This window comes from Tumidithrix helvetica PCC 7403 (assembly GCF_965232925.1).
GTDB classification, from domain to species: domain Bacteria; phylum Cyanobacteriota; class Cyanobacteriia; order Pseudanabaenales; family Pseudanabaenaceae; genus Tumidithrix; species Tumidithrix helvetica.
Genome location: NZ_CBDDRA010000010.1, coordinates 68743 through 88731 on the forward strand (window position 1 = coordinate 68743; position 19989 = coordinate 88731).

General features: G+C 44.6%; 19 protein-coding genes. 8 read left to right on the forward strand and 11 right to left on the reverse strand.

Going from position 1 to position 19989, the window contains the following annotated elements:
- Window positions 1–47: 47 nt before the first annotated feature.
- A complete protein-coding gene (locus ACP2WE_RS11165; protein WP_425215629.1) occupies window positions 48–929 on the reverse strand; it encodes an Rpn family recombination-promoting nuclease/putative transposase in 882 nt (293 codons plus the stop codon).
- A 130-nt stretch (window positions 930–1059) separates the two neighbouring features.
- Window positions 1060–1812 (reverse strand): pantothenate kinase, encoded by a 753-nt coding sequence (locus tag ACP2WE_RS11170; protein ID WP_425215630.1) that lies wholly within the window; start codon window positions 1810–1812, stop codon window positions 1060–1062.
- A gap of 40 nt (window positions 1813–1852) precedes the next feature.
- Between ACP2WE_RS11170 and ACP2WE_RS11175 the strand changes: the two genes are divergently transcribed.
- Window positions 1853–2113 (forward strand): hypothetical protein, encoded by a 261-nt coding sequence (locus tag ACP2WE_RS11175; protein WP_330482794.1) that lies wholly within the window; start codon window positions 1853–1855, stop codon window positions 2111–2113.
- A 40-nt stretch (window positions 2114–2153) separates the two neighbouring features.
- On the opposite strand, the gene trpS is transcribed toward ACP2WE_RS11175, so the two are convergent.
- Both trpS and ACP2WE_RS11185 read right to left on the reverse strand, forming a co-directional pair.
- Complete coding sequence (trpS, locus tag ACP2WE_RS11180) at window positions 2154–3155, reverse strand: tryptophan--tRNA ligase (RefSeq protein WP_425215631.1); 1002 nt, start codon at window positions 3153–3155, stop codon at window positions 2154–2156.
- Window positions 3156–3196: 41 nt separating this feature from the next.
- On the reverse strand, window positions 3197–3859 hold the full coding sequence (locus ACP2WE_RS11185) for a hypothetical protein (protein ID WP_425215632.1): 663 nt from the start codon (window positions 3857–3859) through the stop codon (window positions 3197–3199).
- Between the two features lie 172 nt (window positions 3860–4031).
- On the opposite strand from ACP2WE_RS11185, the gene ACP2WE_RS11190 reads away from it, so the two are divergent.
- A complete protein-coding gene (locus ACP2WE_RS11190; RefSeq protein ID WP_330483706.1) occupies window positions 4032–4403 on the forward strand; it encodes a ferredoxin-thioredoxin reductase catalytic domain-containing protein in 372 nt (123 codons plus the stop codon).
- On the opposite strand, the gene hisF is transcribed toward ACP2WE_RS11190, so the two are convergent.
- Window positions 4400–5176: an imidazole glycerol phosphate synthase subunit HisF gene (gene hisF / locus ACP2WE_RS11195; protein WP_425215633.1), complete on the reverse strand. Its 777-nt coding sequence runs from the start codon at window positions 5174–5176 to the stop codon at window positions 4400–4402. The two genes, ACP2WE_RS11190 and hisF, sit on opposite strands and share 4 nt — an antisense overlap.
- On the opposite strand from hisF, the gene ACP2WE_RS11200 reads away from it, so the two are divergent.
- From ACP2WE_RS11200 to thrS, 3 genes are all read left to right on the forward strand, one after another.
- The gene (locus tag ACP2WE_RS11200) at window positions 5166–5906 is read left to right on the forward strand and encodes a hypothetical protein (protein WP_425215634.1); all 741 of its coding nucleotides are present in this window, start codon (window positions 5166–5168) and stop codon (window positions 5904–5906) included. The genes hisF and ACP2WE_RS11200 overlap by 11 nt on opposite strands.
- Before the next feature lie 186 nt (window positions 5907–6092).
- Window positions 6093–6611: a gamma carbonic anhydrase family protein gene (locus ACP2WE_RS11205; RefSeq protein ID WP_425215635.1), complete on the forward strand. Its 519-nt coding sequence runs from the start codon at window positions 6093–6095 to the stop codon at window positions 6609–6611.
- A gap of 129 nt (window positions 6612–6740) precedes the next feature.
- Complete coding sequence (gene thrS / locus ACP2WE_RS11210) at window positions 6741–8543, forward strand: threonine--tRNA ligase (protein WP_425215636.1); 1803 nt, start codon at window positions 6741–6743, stop codon at window positions 8541–8543.
- A gap of 131 nt (window positions 8544–8674) precedes the next feature.
- Here thrS and ACP2WE_RS11215 read toward each other — a convergent pair whose 3' ends face one another.
- On the reverse strand, window positions 8675–9160 hold the full coding sequence (locus ACP2WE_RS11215) for a DUF4079 domain-containing protein (protein WP_425215637.1): 486 nt from the start codon (window positions 9158–9160) through the stop codon (window positions 8675–8677).
- A gap of 80 nt (window positions 9161–9240) precedes the next feature.
- Window positions 9241–9720 (reverse strand): MEKHLA domain-containing protein, encoded by a 480-nt coding sequence (locus ACP2WE_RS11220; RefSeq protein WP_425215638.1) that lies wholly within the window; start codon window positions 9718–9720, stop codon window positions 9241–9243.
- A gap of 131 nt (window positions 9721–9851) precedes the next feature.
- Here ACP2WE_RS11220 and ACP2WE_RS11225 point away from each other — a divergent pair, with 131 nt between their 5' ends.
- On the forward strand, window positions 9852–10739 hold the full coding sequence (locus ACP2WE_RS11225; protein WP_425215639.1) for an alpha/beta fold hydrolase: 888 nt from the start codon (window positions 9852–9854) through the stop codon (window positions 10737–10739).
- Here the strand turns inward: ACP2WE_RS11225 and ACP2WE_RS11230 are convergent.
- Window positions 10696–11346, reverse strand: a complete 651-nt coding sequence (locus ACP2WE_RS11230) for a DUF1997 domain-containing protein (RefSeq protein ID WP_425215640.1) — start codon at window positions 11344–11346, stop codon at window positions 10696–10698. The two genes, ACP2WE_RS11225 and ACP2WE_RS11230, sit on opposite strands and share 44 nt — an antisense overlap.
- A 480-nt stretch (window positions 11347–11826) precedes the next feature.
- Between ACP2WE_RS11230 and ACP2WE_RS11235 the strand changes: the two genes are divergently transcribed.
- Both ACP2WE_RS11235 and ACP2WE_RS11240 read left to right on the forward strand, forming a co-directional pair.
- Entirely contained in the window at window positions 11827–12129 is a 303-nt protein-coding gene (locus tag ACP2WE_RS11235; protein ID WP_425215641.1) for a type II toxin-antitoxin system HigB family toxin, read from the forward strand.
- Window positions 12110–12523, forward strand: coding sequence for a helix-turn-helix domain-containing protein (locus tag ACP2WE_RS11240; RefSeq protein ID WP_425215642.1), 414 nt, complete (start codon window positions 12110–12112; stop codon window positions 12521–12523). Before ACP2WE_RS11235 ends, ACP2WE_RS11240 begins: the two co-directional genes overlap by 20 nt.
- Before the next feature lie 95 nt (window positions 12524–12618).
- Here the strand turns inward: ACP2WE_RS11240 and ACP2WE_RS11245 are convergent, their stop codons facing one another.
- The 3 genes from ACP2WE_RS11245 to ACP2WE_RS11255 form a co-directional block, all read right to left on the reverse strand.
- On the reverse strand, window positions 12619–16824 hold the full coding sequence (locus ACP2WE_RS11245) for a beta strand repeat-containing protein (protein WP_425215643.1): 4206 nt from the start codon (window positions 16822–16824) through the stop codon (window positions 12619–12621).
- An 80-nt stretch (window positions 16825–16904) separates the two neighbouring features.
- Window positions 16905–17750, reverse strand: coding sequence for a hypothetical protein (locus ACP2WE_RS11250; RefSeq protein ID WP_425215644.1), 846 nt, complete (start codon window positions 17748–17750; stop codon window positions 16905–16907).
- A gap of 301 nt (window positions 17751–18051) precedes the next feature.
- Window positions 18052–19932 carry a ShlB/FhaC/HecB family hemolysin secretion/activation protein gene (locus ACP2WE_RS11255; RefSeq protein ID WP_425215645.1) on the reverse strand — a complete coding sequence of 627 codons (1881 nt, stop codon included), beginning with the start codon at window positions 19930–19932 and terminating at the stop codon, window positions 18052–18054.
- Window positions 19933–19989 lie beyond the last annotated feature (57 nt).

Below are 19989 nucleotides of genomic sequence, written 5' to 3' on the forward strand. Positions count from 1 at the left end.
CTCTACGGCAATGCTTTGCCCCTACAGGTGGACATTATGTGATTTGGTCAAGGTTGTCTCAATTGTGTAACTTCCTTTAAGCTCAGCCCCGTAGCACGACTAATGGCTTCATCATCAAGTATATCGAGCAGTTGCCTAGCCATCTCTAACTTTGCTTCAACCTTGCCCTCTTGCCTACCCTCTTGACGACCTTGTTCTAGCCCTTGTTCTAGACCCTGCTTTAGTGCCTTTTTAATCGCATTCCGCTGATCGTGAATAAACATCTCCTGCATTTCCATATCCTCAATCTGCTCAGGCGTGAGATTCACCTCATTTGCCATCTCAAACGCTTGCTTAATCTCAGGTACAAGACTCATACTCTCTGGCACTATTTCTAACTGTCTCGCCCGTTTCATAAAATATAACCACTTATCAGCCAAGGTCTCTAATTCTTCAATTTCTTTATTAAACTTTGGCAACTCTACAAACACCAACTCGATATCATAAATCGGATAATCAATCAGAAAATCCTTTTCTTTAAGGATAAATCGAGAGGTTAATTGATCGATCTCAGGGAACATTTCAAAATCTGTAATTGTTAGGGCAATTACAGGATCTAGAAGTGTGTAATCTTCTCCAATACCCAGTTGAGTTGAAAAAGCCTTGGCGGCATTATACAAAATACGTTTCTCAAAACCTTCTATATTGAGTACCTGCATTTCGATAATCACAGTGGTATCGTTGTCTAGCTTGGCTTTGACATCTAGATAAGTTGACTTAACTCCTCGTATGCGTGGAGCTAGGTAAGGATTAAGAATCTCTAAATCTCTAATCGTTCTCTCCCCATTGTAGAGAATTGCATTGAGAAAGCTAATCAAAATATCATGGCTTTGTTCTGAGCCAAAGATTTTCTTGAAAGCATAATCAGTTTTAGGATTTATAAATCGCATACGATTGGTTCAATCATGGTTCTATTCATTCTACCAATATTTACAAATTGTCTCTGCCTTGCGAGGGCTTTGGAAAGCATTCCCGCCACAATTTGACAGATTTGAATATGAGAATGCTTTGCTCCTACCCTCAATCTGAAATCAAAGATTTCCAATATTCTCGCACTCCCCAAAAAATCAGATTGGGATCGAAATGCCAATCCAGAATACCCCCAAAAATCCCCCAATCATAGAACCTTTCCCCATCGCCACCTGTGACCACGATGTGACTGTGAGGAAATCGCGATCGCCAGTCTTGCACAAAAGCTGTTACCGAGGCGATCGCACTGTACGCAACACCACTTTGGATCGCAGAAATGGTATCGATCGCCCAACGGGGTGGAAGTTGTGTTGGTAGGTCTACGCTAGGTAATGCGGCCGTTGCTGTCTGTAAACTTTGCATCTGTGTTCGCAACCCAGGCAAAATTGCGCCACCGACAAACTGGTTAGCGGCATCCACACCTGTAAACGTCATCGCTGTGCCTGCATCAACTACCAACATCGGTAAGCCATAGGTAACTATTGCCCCCCACAAAGCCAAAGCACGATCTACGCCCATCGAGGCATAAATGCCCTGAATTGGAATTTGTTGGGTGGTCACGATCTGGGTTTGTGGCAAGCCATGCCAAGGCGTAATGAGATCGGGTACGACTGAGGCGATCGCGATCGGGACAAATTGACTTGCGGTGTGAATATCTGGGAATAATTCTGCGAGCTGTTGGGCTAAAAGCGAAATTTCATCATGCTTACAGGCATAGTTTGCGATCAAGTCTGAGTCTTGAAATACTCCTGCCTGCAGTCGAGTGTTACCAATTGCGATCGCTAACCATTGTCTGTTAGGCATATTTATGCATAATATGACGAGAGTTACTTAGTAAACGAATATGCCAAGAGAACCCAGAAAACCAGACGAATATATCGTACATCTCAAACTGGAAGGTGGACATGAAGTGCATATACGGTTTAACACCATTGAGGAGGTTAAGACTTGGTATGCATCACAGTTTAAAGCCAAAGCCAATGAGGACGATCTATTACCCTTGCCTGTGAAAGCAGACTTAAATGAGATCCTTTTAGTGCGCCCCAAACGGGTATCGGCAATTCACGTCGAACCAAATTTCTCTTCTAGCGTTGAAATGTTTTAGTCTCAATAACTTGTCTTTAGGACAGACGGGGGAGACAGTACTAAAACGATAGGAATCCCAAGGCTGATTTTGCCGATCGCAGAGTGGTTTCGGCAATTTCTCCAGCTTTTTGCTGACCGTTCTTTAGAACGCTTTCGAGATATCCCACTTCTTGGATAACTTCAGCATACTTGGCACGAATCGGGCGTAAATGCTCGATTACTGCCTCGGTCAGAATAGGTTTAAAGTCTCCCCAACCGCGCATATCGGCACATTCAGCAATCACAGTATCTTTGGTCTTGTTTGCCACGATCGCATAGAGACTCAACAAGTTATGACATTCTGGGCGTTCGGGATTGTCAAATTCTAAACCTCGAATCGCATCGGTCTTACAGCGTTTAATTTTTTTGGAGATCGCATCGGCATCATCCAGTACGTGAATGCGACTCAATTCCGAAGGATCGGATTTAGACATTTTGCTCGTGCCATCGGTCAAACTCATTACCCTAGCTCCCTCTTTGCGAATTAGCGGTGCGGGAATCTTGAATACAGGTGTTTGGTAGCGATCGTTAAAGCTAGCGGCAATATCTCGGGTCAGTTCCAAATGCTGCTTTTGATCTTCTCCCACAGGAACGAGATCGGCTTGATATAACAAAATATCCGCTGCCATCAGCACGGGATAATCGAGCAGCCCCACATTCACGTTTTCTCCCTGCTTGATCGCTTTTTCTTTAAACTGAATCATCCGCTCTAACCAATTCAACGGCGTGTTGCAATTCAACAGCCAGGTTAATTCTGCATGGGCTGAGAGGTGCGATTGAATGAAGATCGTGGAGATGTTTGGGTCAATGCCACAAGCCATATAAATCGCTGCAACTTGGCGGGTGTTTTCTGCTAGGGCTTTGGGATCGTGGGGCGCTGTAATCGCGTGCAAATCTACCACACAAAAATAGCTCTCATATTCAGCCTGACTTTCTACCCAATTGCGAATTGCTCCTAAATAGTTACCAATATGTAGATTTCCAGTGGGCTGAACACCTGATAGAACGCGTTTTTTTTGCATGGGTAAGTTAGAAAATTGAAGTAAAGAGCGATCGCTAAAATCTAAGAATTTTGGCTACAGGTAGACAAAATATTTAAGGGTACAGGCGAAGGAAAAATTACCGTCCGACAGAAAGGCAGACTGACATGTCCTAAGTCCTGTTTAAAATCATCTGGTATTTTACCAATAAGCGTCTCTACTACAGACTGTCTTGGATCGGTCGGAACTACCTGATAAATCACGCTGAGCACATCGTCTGGAAACCAAGCCCTCACCAAAGTTAGCAATTGAGAAGCTGTCAGGCTTTGATCGCGCGAATCTCTCGTCAGCCGCATTCCCACCAAACGTCCTTGTTCAAAATAGACATCCGCCACAAAGCCTCTGGCATACACTAACTCTTGGTTTGGCAAAGCATATAGCCCTTCTCCACCTGGTTGTAATCTATGGACAGTAGCTTGAGCGCGGTTGGTTGTTGCGATCGCTGCCCAATTGTTTTCTCGGGCATAGGCAAAAAACTGCAACTCCATCATGCCGATATGTAGGGTGTCAGGCTGTAAAGGAGGACGGGCACGGGTTTGGAGAGGGGGCAAATTGCGCGTACCACCAATTTTCTCGTCACTGGTTTCGGCAAGCACTGATTTCGGCAGTCCTAAATTGAGCGCCTGTAGCCCTAGAAATAGCAAAAATATGGAAAAAACATAAATAGCCCTTGGAGTTATTTTCATTTCGCTATTGACACCCAACACATGACACCCAAAAATATCGATCGAAAATCTATTCAATTATAGAATTGTGAATGATATCGCACTGTTTATATTCTAATATCAGCAAAAAATATAGAGCGATACCTGATTCATGTTATAGGTAGTTTTGGTCAAATAAATTTGTTACAAAGTCATGACAATTGAGTTACAGCAAGAAGATACACGCGGGAAAAACAAAGGTTCATCCAAAAGCTTTGAGGCAATGCGTAAGTTTGCCGAGACCTATGCAAAGCGCACAAATACATACTTTTGCGTCGATCCTAGTGTGACCAATGCTGTGATTGAAGGTCTGGCAAAACATAAGGATGAATTGGGTTCTCCGCTTTGTCCTTGCCGCTATTACGAAGATAAAGAGGCAGAAGTTAAAAATACCTATTGGAACTGCCCCTGCGTACCGATGCGCGAACGCAAAGAATGCCATTGCATGCTGTTTTTGACTGAAGAAAGCCCCTTTGTAGGTGACAAACAAGAACTGGAAATTGTTGAGATTAATTACGAAGCCTAAAGTGCCAGCTTGCGGGTTGGGATATTGCGATCGGCGAGATAATCTTTAATCTCGGCGATCGTGAGCTGTCCATAGTGCAACAACGAAGCTAGTAAAGCAGCTTCAGCTTTGCCTTCCGTTAAAGCCGTGCGAATATGTTCGCAGGTTCCTGCTCCGCCCGAGGCTATGACTGGAACTTCTACCGACTCAGCAACTTGGCGCGTGAGTTCGAGGTCGTAGCCTGCCTGCGTGCCATCGGCATCCATACTGGTCAACAAAATTTCCCCTGCACCTCGCTGTACGGCATCCTTAGCCCATGTCAGTACATCTAAGCCTGTGTTTTCACGACCGCCACGCACGTACACGTCCCATCCAGGGCGCTGTGGGTCAAGACGGCGACGGGCATCGATCGCGACGACAATACACTGATTGCCAAAGCGATCGCTACTGCGATTAATTAAATCTGGATCTTTGACCGCAGAGGAGTTCATACTAACCTTATCGGCTCCTGCTCGCAGCAGTTCGCGAATCATATTTACGTCTCTGATGCCTCCGCCAACCGTGAGCGGTATAAAAACCTGCTCGGCAGTACGATAAACTACGTCTAGAATAATGTTGCGATCTTCATGGGTAGCTGTGATGTCTAGAAATACTAGTTCATCTGCACCTGCTTGGTTGTAGACCTGCGCTAGTTCTACGGGATCGCCTGCATCTTTTAAGTCAACAAAGTTGACACCTTTGACTACTCGACCAGATTTCACATCTAAACAGGGCAAAATGCGCTTGGCTAACATATTGGCTAAAACAGGTAATTATCGGAATCTTTTCTGGGTTTTCTATTGTACCTTCTGCGTTTTATTCTCTAGCATTTTATTGCCGATCGCAGAGGCAAGTACAATTTGGAAAATTTCTGGGCAAGAAGTTTTAAAGTTTGAATATAGCGACGATCTGGCAAAGGCTAAGATCAAGCAGCTAGATCGACGGTTGGCACAAATCGTTGCTACGCTCAACCCCGATCAACCTTGGGCGATCGATATTCTGCCCTATCCAAATGCTGCGACGAATCCTACAATATCTCCCGTTCCAATTCCACCCGAGCAAGTGAAGTCTGCTGCGATTCGCTTGCAGGGGCAGGTGCTGCTCGAAGTGACGGAAGCAGATCTACGCTTGCATCAAGCCAGTTCGGTGATGGAACTTGCGAATACTTGGGCGCGATCGCTGGCAAACCTGTTTAGTCAGCCAATCGTCAGACAAGTGCTGGTGGCAGCGGTTGAGATGCCAGCTCAGGTTAACTTTAGCGGCATCACCTATTACCTCAAGCCAGAAATCGCGTTAGATCGCGGTCTATTTCGCACGACTGGCAAGCGCGTCGATGGACGATTTGTGTTTTGGGAAGTGCCTCCAGACAAAAAAGCCTACGAAGTCGGGGAGACCACAATTAAAGAACCGAAAGCACCCCTAACAAAAATTTATCTTTTAAATCGATATTTGCAATTCATGCCCTACCTCAATCAAGAGCATTAGACTTTGAAGGTTTTACCTTCCTAGAATTCCTCTTTACACTCGCGGCGAAGCGACTTCCCGCAGGGTAGAGGAAAAATCGGAAATTCAGTTCCCTCCCCTTTGCAAGGGGAGGGCTAGAGTGGGGTAATCCTCTCAAATTTTTAACCCGATCTGAAGTTAACGAATCGCTGACATCTAATTGATTCCATGAGTTCTTCTTTTTTCCCGACTCCTGATTTATCCTTGGCGACATTTGTCGCACCTGATGCCGTGGTGATAGGCGATGTCAAAATCGCTGCCCAAACGAGTATCTGGTATACCGCCGTGGTGAGAGCCGATGTCAACCCCATCCATATTGGGGCTTGCAGCAATATTCAAGATGGTGCGATTTTGCATGGCGATCCAGGATTACCCTTGGTAATTGCAGAGTATGTTACGGTTGGGCATCGCGCTGTGATTCACGGTTTAGAAATTGGTAGAGGTAGTTTGATTGGTATCGGTGCGATCGTTTTAGAAGGTGTGAAAGTGGGGGCAGGGAGTATTGTTGGAGCGGGTGCAGTAGTGACTAAAGATGTGCCTGCAGGTGTTGTGGTAGCAGGGGTTCCAGCTAAGGTGCTGCGATCGCTTTCTGAGGCTGAAATTCAAGCCTTGATCGAACATGCTGAGAAATACTATAAACTAGCTCTCGTCCATGCGGGGAAAGGAATTGACAAGGGGTTTCGCTAATCTGGATTTGAGCTTAGTAGATAATTTCTAATCAGTGCGATCGCATGGTATGAAGCACTTCAAACCTACAGTTATGCTCGATCGCCTTCTATAATAGGTTTAGTTAAAGTCCAGTAAGAATTTTAGATTATGGTTTCAGTTGCGGTAAAGCCAAGTGATATTCTGCGTCAGGCCGATCCTGAGCGTTTACATCGTATTCGTCACACTTGCTCTCATGTGATGGCAATGGCAGTACAAAAGCTATTTCCAGAGACAAAGGTCACGATTGGCCCATCGACTGATACTGGTTTTTACTACGATTTCGATCGCAAGGAAGCCTTTACGCCTGCCGATCTCAAAGCCATAACTAAAGAAATGAAGCGCATTATCAAGGCAAATCTGCCCTTAGTGCGTCAAGAATTCGATCGCGCCACCATCAAAGCTGAGATCGAAAAACTCAACGAGCCATACAAGTTGGAATTGTTGGATGCAATTCCCGAAGGTGAAATCATTACGCGCTATACGATTGGCGACCCTGCTGTTGCAGCGAAACCTTGGTGGGATCTCTGTGCTGGCCCGCATTTAAACACAACAGGCGAAATTAACCCCGATGCTTTTGAGCTAGAGAGCATTGCAGGAGCCTATTGGCGTGGGGATGAGAAAAACGCGATGTTGCAGCGCATCTATGGCACGGCTTGGGAGACCGCTGAGCAGCTAGCTGCGTATAAGGAACAAATCGAAGAGGCAAAACGCCGCGACCATCGCAAGATTGGTAAAGATTTACAGCTATTTAGCATTCAAGAAAAAGCAGGTGGCGGTCTCGTGTTTTGGCATCCACGCGGCGCGACGATGCGGAACATTATCGAGAGTTTCTGGAAAAACACCCATGTTGAGAATGGCTACGAACTCGTTTCTACGCCACATATGGCAAACCTTGACCTTTGGATAACTTCAGGTCATAACGACTTTTATCGCGAAAGTATGTTTCAGCCCATGAAGGTGGAAGAACAGACTTATCAAATCAAACCGATGAACTGTCCTTTCCATGTGTTGATTTACAAAGATTCTCTGCACTCCTATCGAGAGCTACCCATGCGTTGGGCAGAGTTGGGAACAGTCTATCGCTACGAGCGATCGGGAACCATGCACGGTCTAATGCGCGTGCGCGGCTTTACCCAAGATGATGCCCATATTTTCTGCACTGAGGCTCAGATTGCAGATGAGATCTTGGGGGTACTAAACCTAGCTGAGATGATTTTGACTACATTTGGCTTTGAGAACTACGAGGTGAATCTCTCCACACGCCCAGAGAAATACGTCGGTTCTGAAGAGATTTGGGATAAAGCTACTAGTGCCTTGCGAAATGCTCTCGACCAAAAAGGTTGGAACTATATCGTGGATGAGGGTGGTGGTGCGTTTTACGGGCCAAAGATCGATATCAAGATTGAAGATGCGATCGGGCGGCGTTGGCAATGTTCTACGATTCAGGTGGACTTCAATTTACCCGAACGTTTTGACATGGAGTATGTCGGAGAAGATGGTAATCGCCATCGCCCCATCATGATTCACCGTGCCTTATTTGGCTCCTTAGAGAGATTTTTTGGCATTCTGGTCGAAAACTTCGCGGGTGACTTTCCCTTGTGGTTGGCTCCGATTCAAGCGCGAATTATTGCTGTGTCCGATCAACTGCTAGACTATGCCAATCAGGTTGCCGCCCAAATGCAGAAGGCGGGGTTGCGCGTGCAGGTCGATAACAGCGGCGATCGCATGGCAAAACAAATTCGCAAAGCCGAGCTAGAAAAGATTCCCGTAATGGCAGTGATTGGTGCTAAGGAAGTTGAGGCGAACACGCTCAGTATTCGCAGTCGCAAGCATGGCGATCTCGGCGCGATCGCGCTTGAAGAAGCGATCGATAAAATGCTCGCCGCCGTTCAAAATCACGGTTGGTTCTAGCCAATTCTGGTCAGCTTAGGGGCAGAGAATCAAAAAGGTAGAAGGTAGAGATGATTTATATCATCTCTACCTTCTTTTGGCGTAGGGGCAATTCATGAATTGCCCCTACAGGTCTTCTTGAATTTTGTCAGTTAAGCAGTTGCTTTCGACATTTGATCGATGAGGCGCAGCACGATATCAAAACCCGTAATGGTCTGCCAAGCAAAGATCGCAACCAAGGATACGTTGATGCTGATGTGGGTAATTCTTGCCCACTCTTTGCCCTGTTGCATAAATGGTGCAAGCGAGGCAGATAGAGCTGCCAAGGCTGCTAAACCAAGCCCAGCAAACAGATGGGGGCCAGGAAACAATTTATTGTTGTTGATATAGGTCACTGCCATACCGCCCACACAACCCACAACCATCAAAACCAAAAAGAGAGAACCAATTTTGTAATGTTGAAGGTTGTAACGGGCTGACATCATGGCTTTTTTGGTTTCACCCTCGGCACTACGCGCCCGTCGAAATTGGATACCCAGATATAAAGCATAGAGAGCCAATATAAGGGTCAAGGTCATCAAAACAGGATGAAAGAAAGTTACGAATGGCTTTAATGCTGTTGGAATCTGAATGCCCATAAATTTCCTGAAAGTTAAGTAATCTAAATCAATTTATTAAATAGTGTAAACCAATTTCCTGATAGGGTTTAAAGCTTAGGCTACACAAACTCCCAATTGCTAAACGTTGCGGCTTGACCCCAATTTTTGCCTTGTTCGTCGATCGCATTCCAGATCGTCGCATTGTTAATGTAAAAGCGTTGCCCCACACTGTTAATCCGAAGACCCCGATAATTTTCAATAAATCCTTGGGTTCGGGTTTGAGTGAGAACGCGATCGCGTTCCTCTTGTTTGATCGCCTCAGCCGTACAGCGCGAAGGTGTGGTCGTAAAATGCGCCCAGTCCATTTGCCAGAGTTTTAACGCCGTAAGATTGCCGTAATTGAGAATGGGATCGGCCTCTAAGCCGTGGGAGACAATGACAAAGTCTGCTTCAAATAGGGCTTTAGCGGTTGCTATTGGCGAATCCGCGATCTGGGAATCTAAGATCTGGATCAGGGGTTTTCCAGTCCAATGTTCAAAACTGTATAGCAAACGTTGGCTATGCTGAACGATCGCTTCTTGCTGCCAAATGGGTGGCATTGATTGAATCTCCTCGGTCATGGCTAGATTATCCTACGCAGTGTAGAGAGGGCTTACTCGGTCTGTATGCTAAAAGTTAATTCAGCGATCGAGTTTCCAATATCCAATATTCAGTAGCCAAATTCAAGCCAGTGATTACCCAACAAATACCAACTAGTCAGTTTGAGCAATGCCAATGGCAGTGGCAAGGACACCGAATTCAGTACACTGTTGTGGGTGAGGGGCAACCGCTCGTCCTAATTCACGGCTTTGGGGCTTCGATTGGGCATTGGCGCAAAAACATTCCCGTTCTAGCAGCCGCAGGCTATCAGGTGTATGCGATCGATTTGCTGGGGTTCGGCAATTCTGATAAACCTGCGTTAGATTACTCCTTGGATCTATGGCAGCAACTCTTAAAAGATTTTTGGCAAGCGCATATTCAGACCCCGACGATTTTTATCGGTAACTCGATTGGGGCATTACTAGCCCTAATGCTGGTGGCGGACTATCCTGAAATCTCCGCAGGTGGGGTTTTACTGAATGTTGCAGGCGGACTCAATCACCGTCCCGACGAACTCAATTATCCCTTGCGCTGGATTATGGGAGCCTTTACCCAGTTAGTGAGTTCTCCAATTACGGGTAAGTTTCTATTCGATCGCGTGCGGCAAAAACATCGCATTCGCGGCACGTTGTCTCAGGTCTATCGCAATGCCGACGCAATTACTGACGAACTGGTGGAAATTCTCTATCAGCCTTCTTGCGATGCGGGAGCGCAGCAGGTATTTGCTTCTGTGTTGACTGCTCCTGCGGGTCGCAAACCAGCGGAATTGTTGCCTCAAGTGGAACGTCCTCTGCTAGTTTTGTGGGGAGAATCTGACCCTTGGACGCCCTTTAAAGCTGCCAAAATCTATCAAGACAACAGCCAGACAAAAAATATCAAAGTAATCCCGATCGCGAATACTGGTCATTGCCCCCATGACGAAAGACCAGAGGTGGTTAATCCTTTGATCGTGGATTGGTTGTCTGAGATAGGGATTTAAGTTCTTCTTTGGTTCTGCTTGACTTAGCTAAACTCTTAGCTAAACCCCTAGCCCATTCCTTATAGTCTTCGATCAAATGCCGTTCTAACTGTTCTTTCATGGTCAGCAGGACACTTCTCAGCAAGCTATTCCCGACAATACCGATCGCACCGGGAGGCGTAAAGAGCAAAAAGGAAGGGGGAATATCTACACTGACGCGCAAATTCACATGCCCTACCAGTTTGGTGTGATGTTTGGAATCGGCGATTGGCTTGAGTTGTCCTTGCAGAGATAGTTTGAAGTTGTGATTCATAAAATCTGCACCTTTAATTTCTGCACCAATGGAACGTAAATGCAAGGAACTATCAGGCTTGACATGAATTTCAATGTCCGCGATCGGTCGGATCTTGAGGTGAAAAAACTGTAAAGGCTGTACGAGCAACTTATAGCGAAAATACCCTTGCTGGCTCAAATTTGTCGATAGGTTTAATGCCTCCAGCCCAGTATTAGTGCGATCGGCAAGCAGTTTAATCAGTCTTTGCGGTTGCTGTAAATAGTCTGAAATCCCTACAGGCTCAGGTGGAACATGTAAAGCGATCGATTCGGTAGCGTGAAATTCAGTCGTCATAGTAAATCTATTATCTCAAGTTTATTGCAGGTTTTGCAGCAATTCGCTTGGGATGCTTAGATCTCATCATCTAGATGTCAATGTGATCGCATGTTAAGTGCTCCAATAAAGATTCTTGCTTCTGGCTGTCTGGCTTGGGCTACTAAATTGACAAAAGGAAATGTGTTTTTGGTTCGTTACTCCTTATTTTCGGAGAGAATAGATTCCCGATGCTGTAAAAAGCGATCGCTAAAACAACTGTGGAACAAGAGCTAATCAACGCCCATTGCCATGAGAAAAATTTGGAAGGGGTTTTAGGAAGCATAGTTCATTCGCATCCTAGATTTAACTATCTGAGTAAAGTCTATAAATGATTTATCCTAACTAAAAAGTTTTTCTGAATTTCACTTGGCATGTTCTCAAAATGAGAGTACAATATTTTTAATCTAAACGCTCAAATAGTCGCATGCTAAACATAGATAAAAAAAGACTGAAAATATCATGCATATTATTGCAAAAAAGACTCTCCGAGAGTTTTTCGACTTCCATGCAGACTCAAAGTCAGCATTAGATAGCTGGTATCAAGTTGTCAGTAAAGCAAAATGGCAACATATAAGCGATGTTAGAAAGGTTTATCCATCTGCGGATGCTGTTGGTAATTTCACAGTTTTCAATATCAATGGGAATAAATATCGATTGATTGTCAGTATTAACTACAAAAATCAAGTGGTTTTCATCAAATATGTCTTAACTCATACTGAGTATGACTCAGGGACTTGGAAAAATGACCCTTACTTTAAATAAAGAAGTTTATGGAAGTCTGCTAGCAGATATTCAGCCACAGCTCATTACAAATGAAGCCGAAAACGAGCGTGCGTTGAATATTGTAGAGAACTTGCTGGCAGACGAAAATCTCTCCCCAGAGCAAGAGCAGATTTTGAAGCTTTTGGTTGCTCTAATCGAAAAATTTGAAGAAGAGCATTATCCATTAGAAGCTTCAACGCCTCATTCGATTCTTTTACATCTGATGGAAGCGAGGGATTTGCGGCAAGCTGACCTTGTGGGTGTGATTGGTTCGCGGGGTGTGGTTTCTGAAGTTGTGAATGGAAAAAGACAGATCAGTAAAAGCCAAGCCAAAGCTCTTGGCGAATTCTTTCACGTCGATCCGAGCTTGTTTATTGATTTCTCAGTGCGGTGAATGCGAGGGATGAGAGCGATCGCTGAGGGTCAGATTCTTCCAAACAGATATTAAAGAACCTGTTAAATTTTGAGCGTGTAGTCATTTCTACGATCTCATTTTTGGGCTACAGGAACGCATTTGGGTTGAGAAGACCAAACGGAGGATGGTGCTGCTGGTGCTTTGGCAACCAGTGTAATCTGACCGCGATCGCCTACTACCCATCCCTGAGCTTCAACAATCGTATCTGGTATTTCGTTTTTCACTTCTACGGGATTTGAGGCAACTGTAACAGAATTATGAGAAGTGCCAAGATTATCGAGCAAACTCATGCCACTCAGCAGTTCAGAGGGATTTGCGGGTACTCCACCCCTACCCGTGATTATAAACTCACTGCCTTGTTTATCAGCGAGACAGCGCTGTGGAACTAGTTTGCTGGCATCAACCACATCCACAGGCAGATTCCCTAATCCTCTACTCGGATCGATACCTGGGGTATTAATTATCACAGTTCCACTGAGATTGAAGTTGGAACTTACTGTAAAATCGCTAAGAGGTGTAAGGGCGGGACGAAACACAATTCCATACACCGCCTGCGCTGTGACGTTAATATTGCCGCCTCTGCCGCGATCGGCATTTGCAGAGATATCGCTATTTTCAAATGGGAGCGCAATCAAAAAGCCTGTATCGATTGTGATATTGCCACCATTCCCATTATTGCCAGCAGTGGCACTAATTTGACTGCCGTGCCTCAAAAAGAGCAAGTCTTGAATTTTTAAAAAGATGTTACCACCTTCTCCATTGGCAGATTCGGCTCTAATGATTCCATTATTATCAAGAAAGAGCGAACCTGCTAGTAGCTGAATGTTACCACCATTACCAGTGCCTAAACTGCTTACAGAAATCCTTGCACCATTCGTAATATTTACCAGTGACGGATCGATAAAAATACTACCACTCAGACCCGTCGAGTTTGGGCCAGTACCCGCCCGAATCGCAGAATCAGAACCATCTAATTGGAGTAAACTGCTCAAAAAGAGAGAGACATTGCCAGCATTGCCACTACTTAACGTGTTTGTTTGTATTTGTGCGCCACTAGAAATATTTAAAGAATTTGCTGTGATTTTAATGCCTCCACTATTCCCCTTTCCGTTTGAGTAAGCAGTAATAATAGCGCCGTTGGTGAGGGATATCGTATTTGCATTGACATCGATATTGCCTGATATTCCACTGGAGGTAGGCAGCTCTATAGATGTGCTGATCGTTGTGGGAACATTTCTCCCAGCTACAACGCCAAATCCATCTAACGCGATCGCATCCGCTTGAATCGAGATATTTCCACCTGTGCCCTTGCCAAATACCGCCGCAAGGATTTGAGAGCCGTTGAGTAATTGCAGCGATCGCGCATTGAGCGAGAGATTCCCAGCAATTCCATTTCCGCTAGGTTCGATGGATGCAGAAGCGATCGCGCGATCGAATACGACATTCCCATTCACCAGAATATTCAAATTGCCTGCGGTTCCAAGCCCAGAATTGGTCGTAGTCAGTTGAGCTTCGTTAGTTGCCGTTAATGTATTTGCCTGTACTGTAAGATTACCTCCTTTCGCATTTGCATTAGACAAAACTTGACTGTTGATTGCTCCTTTGTTCGCAAGGTTAACAGCGTTTGCATAAATTCCAATGTCACCTCCTTTACCCAAACCATCTGTACTTGTAAAGATTTGAGCACCATTGCTTATATTTATAACTCCCGTTTTAGCATTAACAGTTATATTCCCACCATTCCCTTTAGCACCTTGTTGCACTTGACTTACGAGTTGCGTCTTAATGCCCCCTGCTTCGCCTGTAAGCATAACATCACCTGCAATATTTAGCGTGATATTACCAGCATCGGCATTTCCAGAAGTACTGGTATTTATAAATGCTCCACTTGCACTACTCCCAATTGAGTTCGCTAAATTTAACGAGTTTGCTGTGATATTAATATCTCCGCTCTTGCCAAGATTATTTGGGTTTAGGGCTAAGCTTCTAATAAAAAGACCATTTCCAGAAACAATTCCCTTACTGTTAATATCGATCGCTCCGCCCAATGAACCATTTGAGAGAATCGAAGCATTGTTCCCAAATCCAATATTACCCTTAGCAAGTAAATTGACACTACCTCCATTGCCAGAAGTTGATGAGGTTATAACATTGCCATTGCTTGTAATGCTGCCATTTGAGTTAAAGGTTACAGCTCCACCATTGCCAGAAGTTGACGTAGTTGTAACATTGCCATTGGTTGTAATGTTGCCAATACTAGTAAGTAAATTGACACTACCTCCATTGCCAGTGTTTGATGTCGTTGCGATACTACTGGTTGTAATATCGTTTTTAGCAAGTAAATTGACACTACCTCCATTCCCAGAAGCTGAAGTTGCCGTAACGCTGCCAGAAGTTGTAATATTGCCCCGCGAATCAATAAATACTTTACCTCCATTGACAGAACCAGTGGTTGCAGTATTCGAATTACCAACTTGAATATTGCCATTTAAGGAATTAGCGTTGTACTGGTTTGTGAGAAATACAAGTCCCTCAGAATTCCCTGGTGTAAAAATATCTGTAAGCGTAATATTGGCATTCGTCAGCGTTCCACCTAATGAAGTTGGCAAAGTCATTCCAGAACGAACATCAATAGTTGGTTTGGTTGTGCCATTCAAATTTAAGATGGTTCCATTCGACAAAGTTACATTACTACTGCTATTGAGGTTTAATGCAGCTCCATTAAATGTGACGTTGCCGTTCGCAAAAGGTTTGCCAGCAGAGATAAGGTTAATCGATGCCCCCGTTGAAGTTACACTACCTCCAGCCATGATTTGTAGCGAACCACCTGTGTAATTTGTGAGTGCCACATTCCCATTAGCAAGCAAGGCAGTACTCCCAGCTTGACCAGAACCCGACACAAAAGACTGCGAAGTGGTGATATTGCCAATTGTAATATTACCACTTGAGTTAACAATAACTGAGCCTCCTTTACCCGCAGAACCTGTTCTAGAGTTAATCGTGCCTGTAGAGATGTTGCCATTTAAAGCCGAGAGAATAATGTCTCCACCATTGTTAGTACCCGTATTGGAAGTAGTAATATTCCCGACCGAAATCCCCAATGGTATGGCACTAGGGGGCGTTGTGAATGTCGTACCTCCAGTAGTTCTTGGAAGGTTAGGCGTATTCACCGAGGCTAATCCAGCCCGCAAGATTAGTGCTCTACCACCTGTAAGCATGGCAAAATCAGGATCGGAAATTGGAATTCCACCTACACATCCTGGCGCACCAGTCCTACACTCTGCTCCTGTGATTGTAATATTGCCACCTTTGATGCTTCCTTTTGCCTCAACCTTTAAGGCAATACCTGAATAGTTCCCAAATGAGACATTTCCATTGGCAAAGATCAAGGGATCGAACAAGCTAATTAAACTACCTGGATTGCCATCAGTCGTCAGAACAGATAGATTCCCGCCACTAAAAAAATGAGCATCGCCCGAAATGTCACCATTACTAATTAAACTTAAATTTCTGCCACCTGAGATTAGGGTTTGAGGATGATTTAAAGTAAAGATATCGACATTCTGATTTCCCTGTATCGTCATATCTCTACCCGAAATAGCGATAAAAGGATTGGTCGAAGTATCGCGAATTTTGACACTATCTTGTGCTTGCAGATTTAAATCTCTTCCTGCTTGTAGCTGTCCTTGCAAATCTAACTTGTCTGCGGCTAGGGTTAAATCTTGTCCAGCAGAGAGATTTCCTTGATTGGCAATGGTTGCACCTGTCAGACTTTTGCCATACTGCAATCCAATCGGCGCGCTCATGGTCAGCAAGGGTGTAGCTGAGGGATTCGTTGCACTAAATTCCGATCCATCTGCAAACTTGATGCTATTTGCAGTTGTTGCTGTAAACGAACCACCAATATCTAACCTAGCATTTTGCCCAAAAATGATACCGTTGGGGTTGACTAAAAATAAATTGGCTTGACCGTTGGCTTTGATCAACCCATCAACATTAGAAATGGAACTTCCCGTAACTCGACTGATGATATTTGCGGTTTCAGGACTGTTGTTAAAGTAAGCCGTATTGCCTGTCGGTACTGAAAATTGCTCAAAACTATGAAATTGATTCCCTCCGACCTGCGTACCCCCTGTAATTGTGAATGTCGTACCGTTGGTGTTGACAATAGTATTCACAGGGAGCGTTTTGTCAGGTGTGACCTGCGCTCGAATTGGGGAGGTGGGGATGAGGTTAAATGCGATCGCGGCTACACTAAGTCCGATGAAAGTCTCTTTCATAATTTAGCTTGAGAAGTTACAGACTAAAAACAGTTTCGGCGATCGCACCTCAATTTCCTAGTAATGTTAAGAAATCTCAATCAAGCTTCAACGCTTGCCAAGGCTGTAGATTTCTTTTTTCTCAATGTGCGAGCAGAGAAATAGGCTCCTGCTGCGATCGCGCCAAATAAGACCCCAGGTACAGGAACTGGTTTCACAGATTGGAGTGTCAAAGAGGTCAGTCGCATCCACTTTACGTCTTCACTGTCATCAAAACAGCTTGCCATAATAAATCGATGAATTCCAGAAGGGAAATTCCTGCATATACCAGGAGGATCGACTTTAAAGAAATTAAAGTCTCCTGCATAGCTCGATGTCGCGGTGTTGGAAACGACATATGGAGTTAATTGCCTTATATAGATTGGATTACCATTTTCATCTAATAATGGATCGCCATTTTCATCTTTTTGTAGCCTCATAAAATTTGGATCGGTGGCATTAGGATCGGTGGCATTAGGGTCAGTTACGATCGGGTTGGTTATGTTCCATGTTTTTCCTGTGAAAGGACTGGAAAGATCCTGACCGACAAGGTTTTTAGTAAAGTTAAGAACAGTGTTTGCTGAGTCAAACGTAAAAGATGAAAAATCAGCTTTGCTGAAAGTCTGAATGATTCCATTTCCATCCGTCACAGTCATAGTCATTGAGACTACACCAGGAGCTAGGGAATCATCATAAGAAATTGGTCTAGTGATATCGATAAAATCTCCATTCATTACAATAGTGGCAGTTGCAGATGCCGTATTACCAAATTCAGCACCACTCCAAGTCGCATTCATTGTGAAGTTTGCGGCTTGAGCTGGCATTAGAGTACCCAGCCCCAGACTGGCTATGCTCAACATCCCAGTCCCAATAGAAATTCCCACGAAACGATTGATAACAGTTCCCATATTGTTTCACCTAGCCTTTGATTTTGCTGAAAGTGTTAAAGATCGATAGTAATCAAGATTTTCGGAGGAAAATCTTTTTTTTTTACTTACTAAAGTTAGCCAAAAGTTAGATGGAAGTTAGCCAAAAGTTAGACGGAAGTTAGCCAAAAGTTAGACGGAAGTTATCTTTCCTTTTTTATCGATATTTTTTGGATAATATCTATGTTGTTTTTATGTTTTAGATGCTTGCACGAAATCTAGACGAATAGAAGTCGAAGTAAAACCCTAACAAGCAAGAATTGCTTTTGGCTCAAGCTTTTGATTAAAATAGGTTGTATGTGAGTGAGAAATAGATGCCATTCTCTTGCCAAGTTTTACGGCTGTTTGGAACGGACATGAGTGGAATACCATAGTTGAATAGTGCCGTCATGCGATTCCCCATCTGCCAGCGTAATCCCAAACCAGTTCCAACTAAAAGATTTTGGGGTGGATTGGCGTCTCCAGAACTCGTCCAAACTATTGCCGTATCAATAAATGGGGCGATTTGTAAAAGCCCGTCAATTTCAGGAACGCGTAATACAGGAATTCTTACTTCCGCAGTTAGGGCTGCACCGTTATCGCCGAGCAGTAAATCTTGTCGGTAGCCGCGCAAAGTATCTTGTCCACCAAACCCTATCTGTTGTAGCGGCACGAGGGTGCGATCGCTTAGCTGCATATCTCCACGAAACAGCAAAAGTGTTGAGGGTGCGAGTAGGTTGACATACTGGGCCTGACCCCGCCAAGAAACAAAGCGACTATCGGGATAGCTTGGGTTTACTGTCGAACCCAGTACCCCTCCAAATCCGATATTCAACTGCGATCGCAGTGCCAGCACCGAGCGGCTTTCGCGTTGAGTAAATTCTTGAAAGAAGCTCAAAACAGAAATTCTCGTCGAGCCATTATTATCAGCACCCGAAGATAGCGGAAAAGGAATTTTTAATAAACTAGACAAACTCTCACGATAGGAACCCGTGATACCCAGTGCAAATTCTTGGTTGGGAGTTTGATAAACGGGTTGGCGGTAGGTGAGGTCATAGGATGTGGAGTTGGAGTAGATGTCGAGAACATTGAAAGGCTGCTCGATCACGTTACTGTTACTGTTGCTAAACGAGATAGAAATCGTTCCATTATAAGGATTTATCGGTAAACTGTAGTTCAGATCGTAAGCATTGCTGGCATCAGTATTGCTGTACCCAACTATAATAGAATCACCCAATCCAGTCAGATTGCCTTCGTTAATTTGGATGCGACGGCGCAGCGAACCGACACTAGGAGCACGATTATTATCTAGAGATAGTTGTGCGTTAAAGGATTCCGCTTCTTTAACTTTAATTTCGAGGATATTTTTGCCTGGGCGATCGCCTGCTGCAAGTTCGGCTGAGAGTGCGGCGATGAGCGGATCGATCTGTAGTAACTGTAAGGCTTCGATCAGGCGATCGCGGTTTAAGGGCGCACCCGTAGCAATATTTAGTCGCGATCGAATGTAATCGGGGTTGAGGCGATTTGTGCCAGTTATCTTAATCTCTTCTAAGCTTCCCTCCACAACTTGGATCTTAACAGTTCCTGCTTGAAGGTTTTGCGGTGGAATAAATGCACCAGAGGTGATATATCCCCCACGGACATAAAGCTCCGTGATCTTCGTGCGAACTTCTAATAATTGGGCAAACGTAATCGGGCGTCTTGTATATTCAGCCGTGACTTGGGCAAATTCTGCTTGACTAAATACAGTACTCCCTAAAACCTCGAATCTCTCAACCGTAATCGTTTCATTGGAGCTTGGTATATCGGGTTGTGGCGAAGATGGCTGAGTAGAGGGTTTAAGTAAATCTTCTGGAGCTGGTAGGGGTTGAAGGTTCTGAGGTAAAAGCTGAGGTGGCTGAGGCGTAATAATTTGCGGAGGTGTTTGTGGTGCGATCGTGTTGGGCGGAACTTGGCTAACAACTCGATCTCGAATCGTTCCCTTAGACTTCCCATTGAAAATTACTGGGGAGCGCTCGACAAGAGCAGATGCTGCTTTTGGAATGCCGAGTTCGCCAACCATTGCGATCGCAAAGCTCGTCAGCAACAAAACTTCCGATCGGATCGAACCCCAAAGAATAGACTTTGCTATTCGATGAGGTGATTCCCACTTCCAAGCGGATTCCGTTTGAGATTCTTGAGACATTACCTTCGCTGACGTATTAGGAGTAGGTGTTTTAGAACATCCCCTTCAATTGACAGA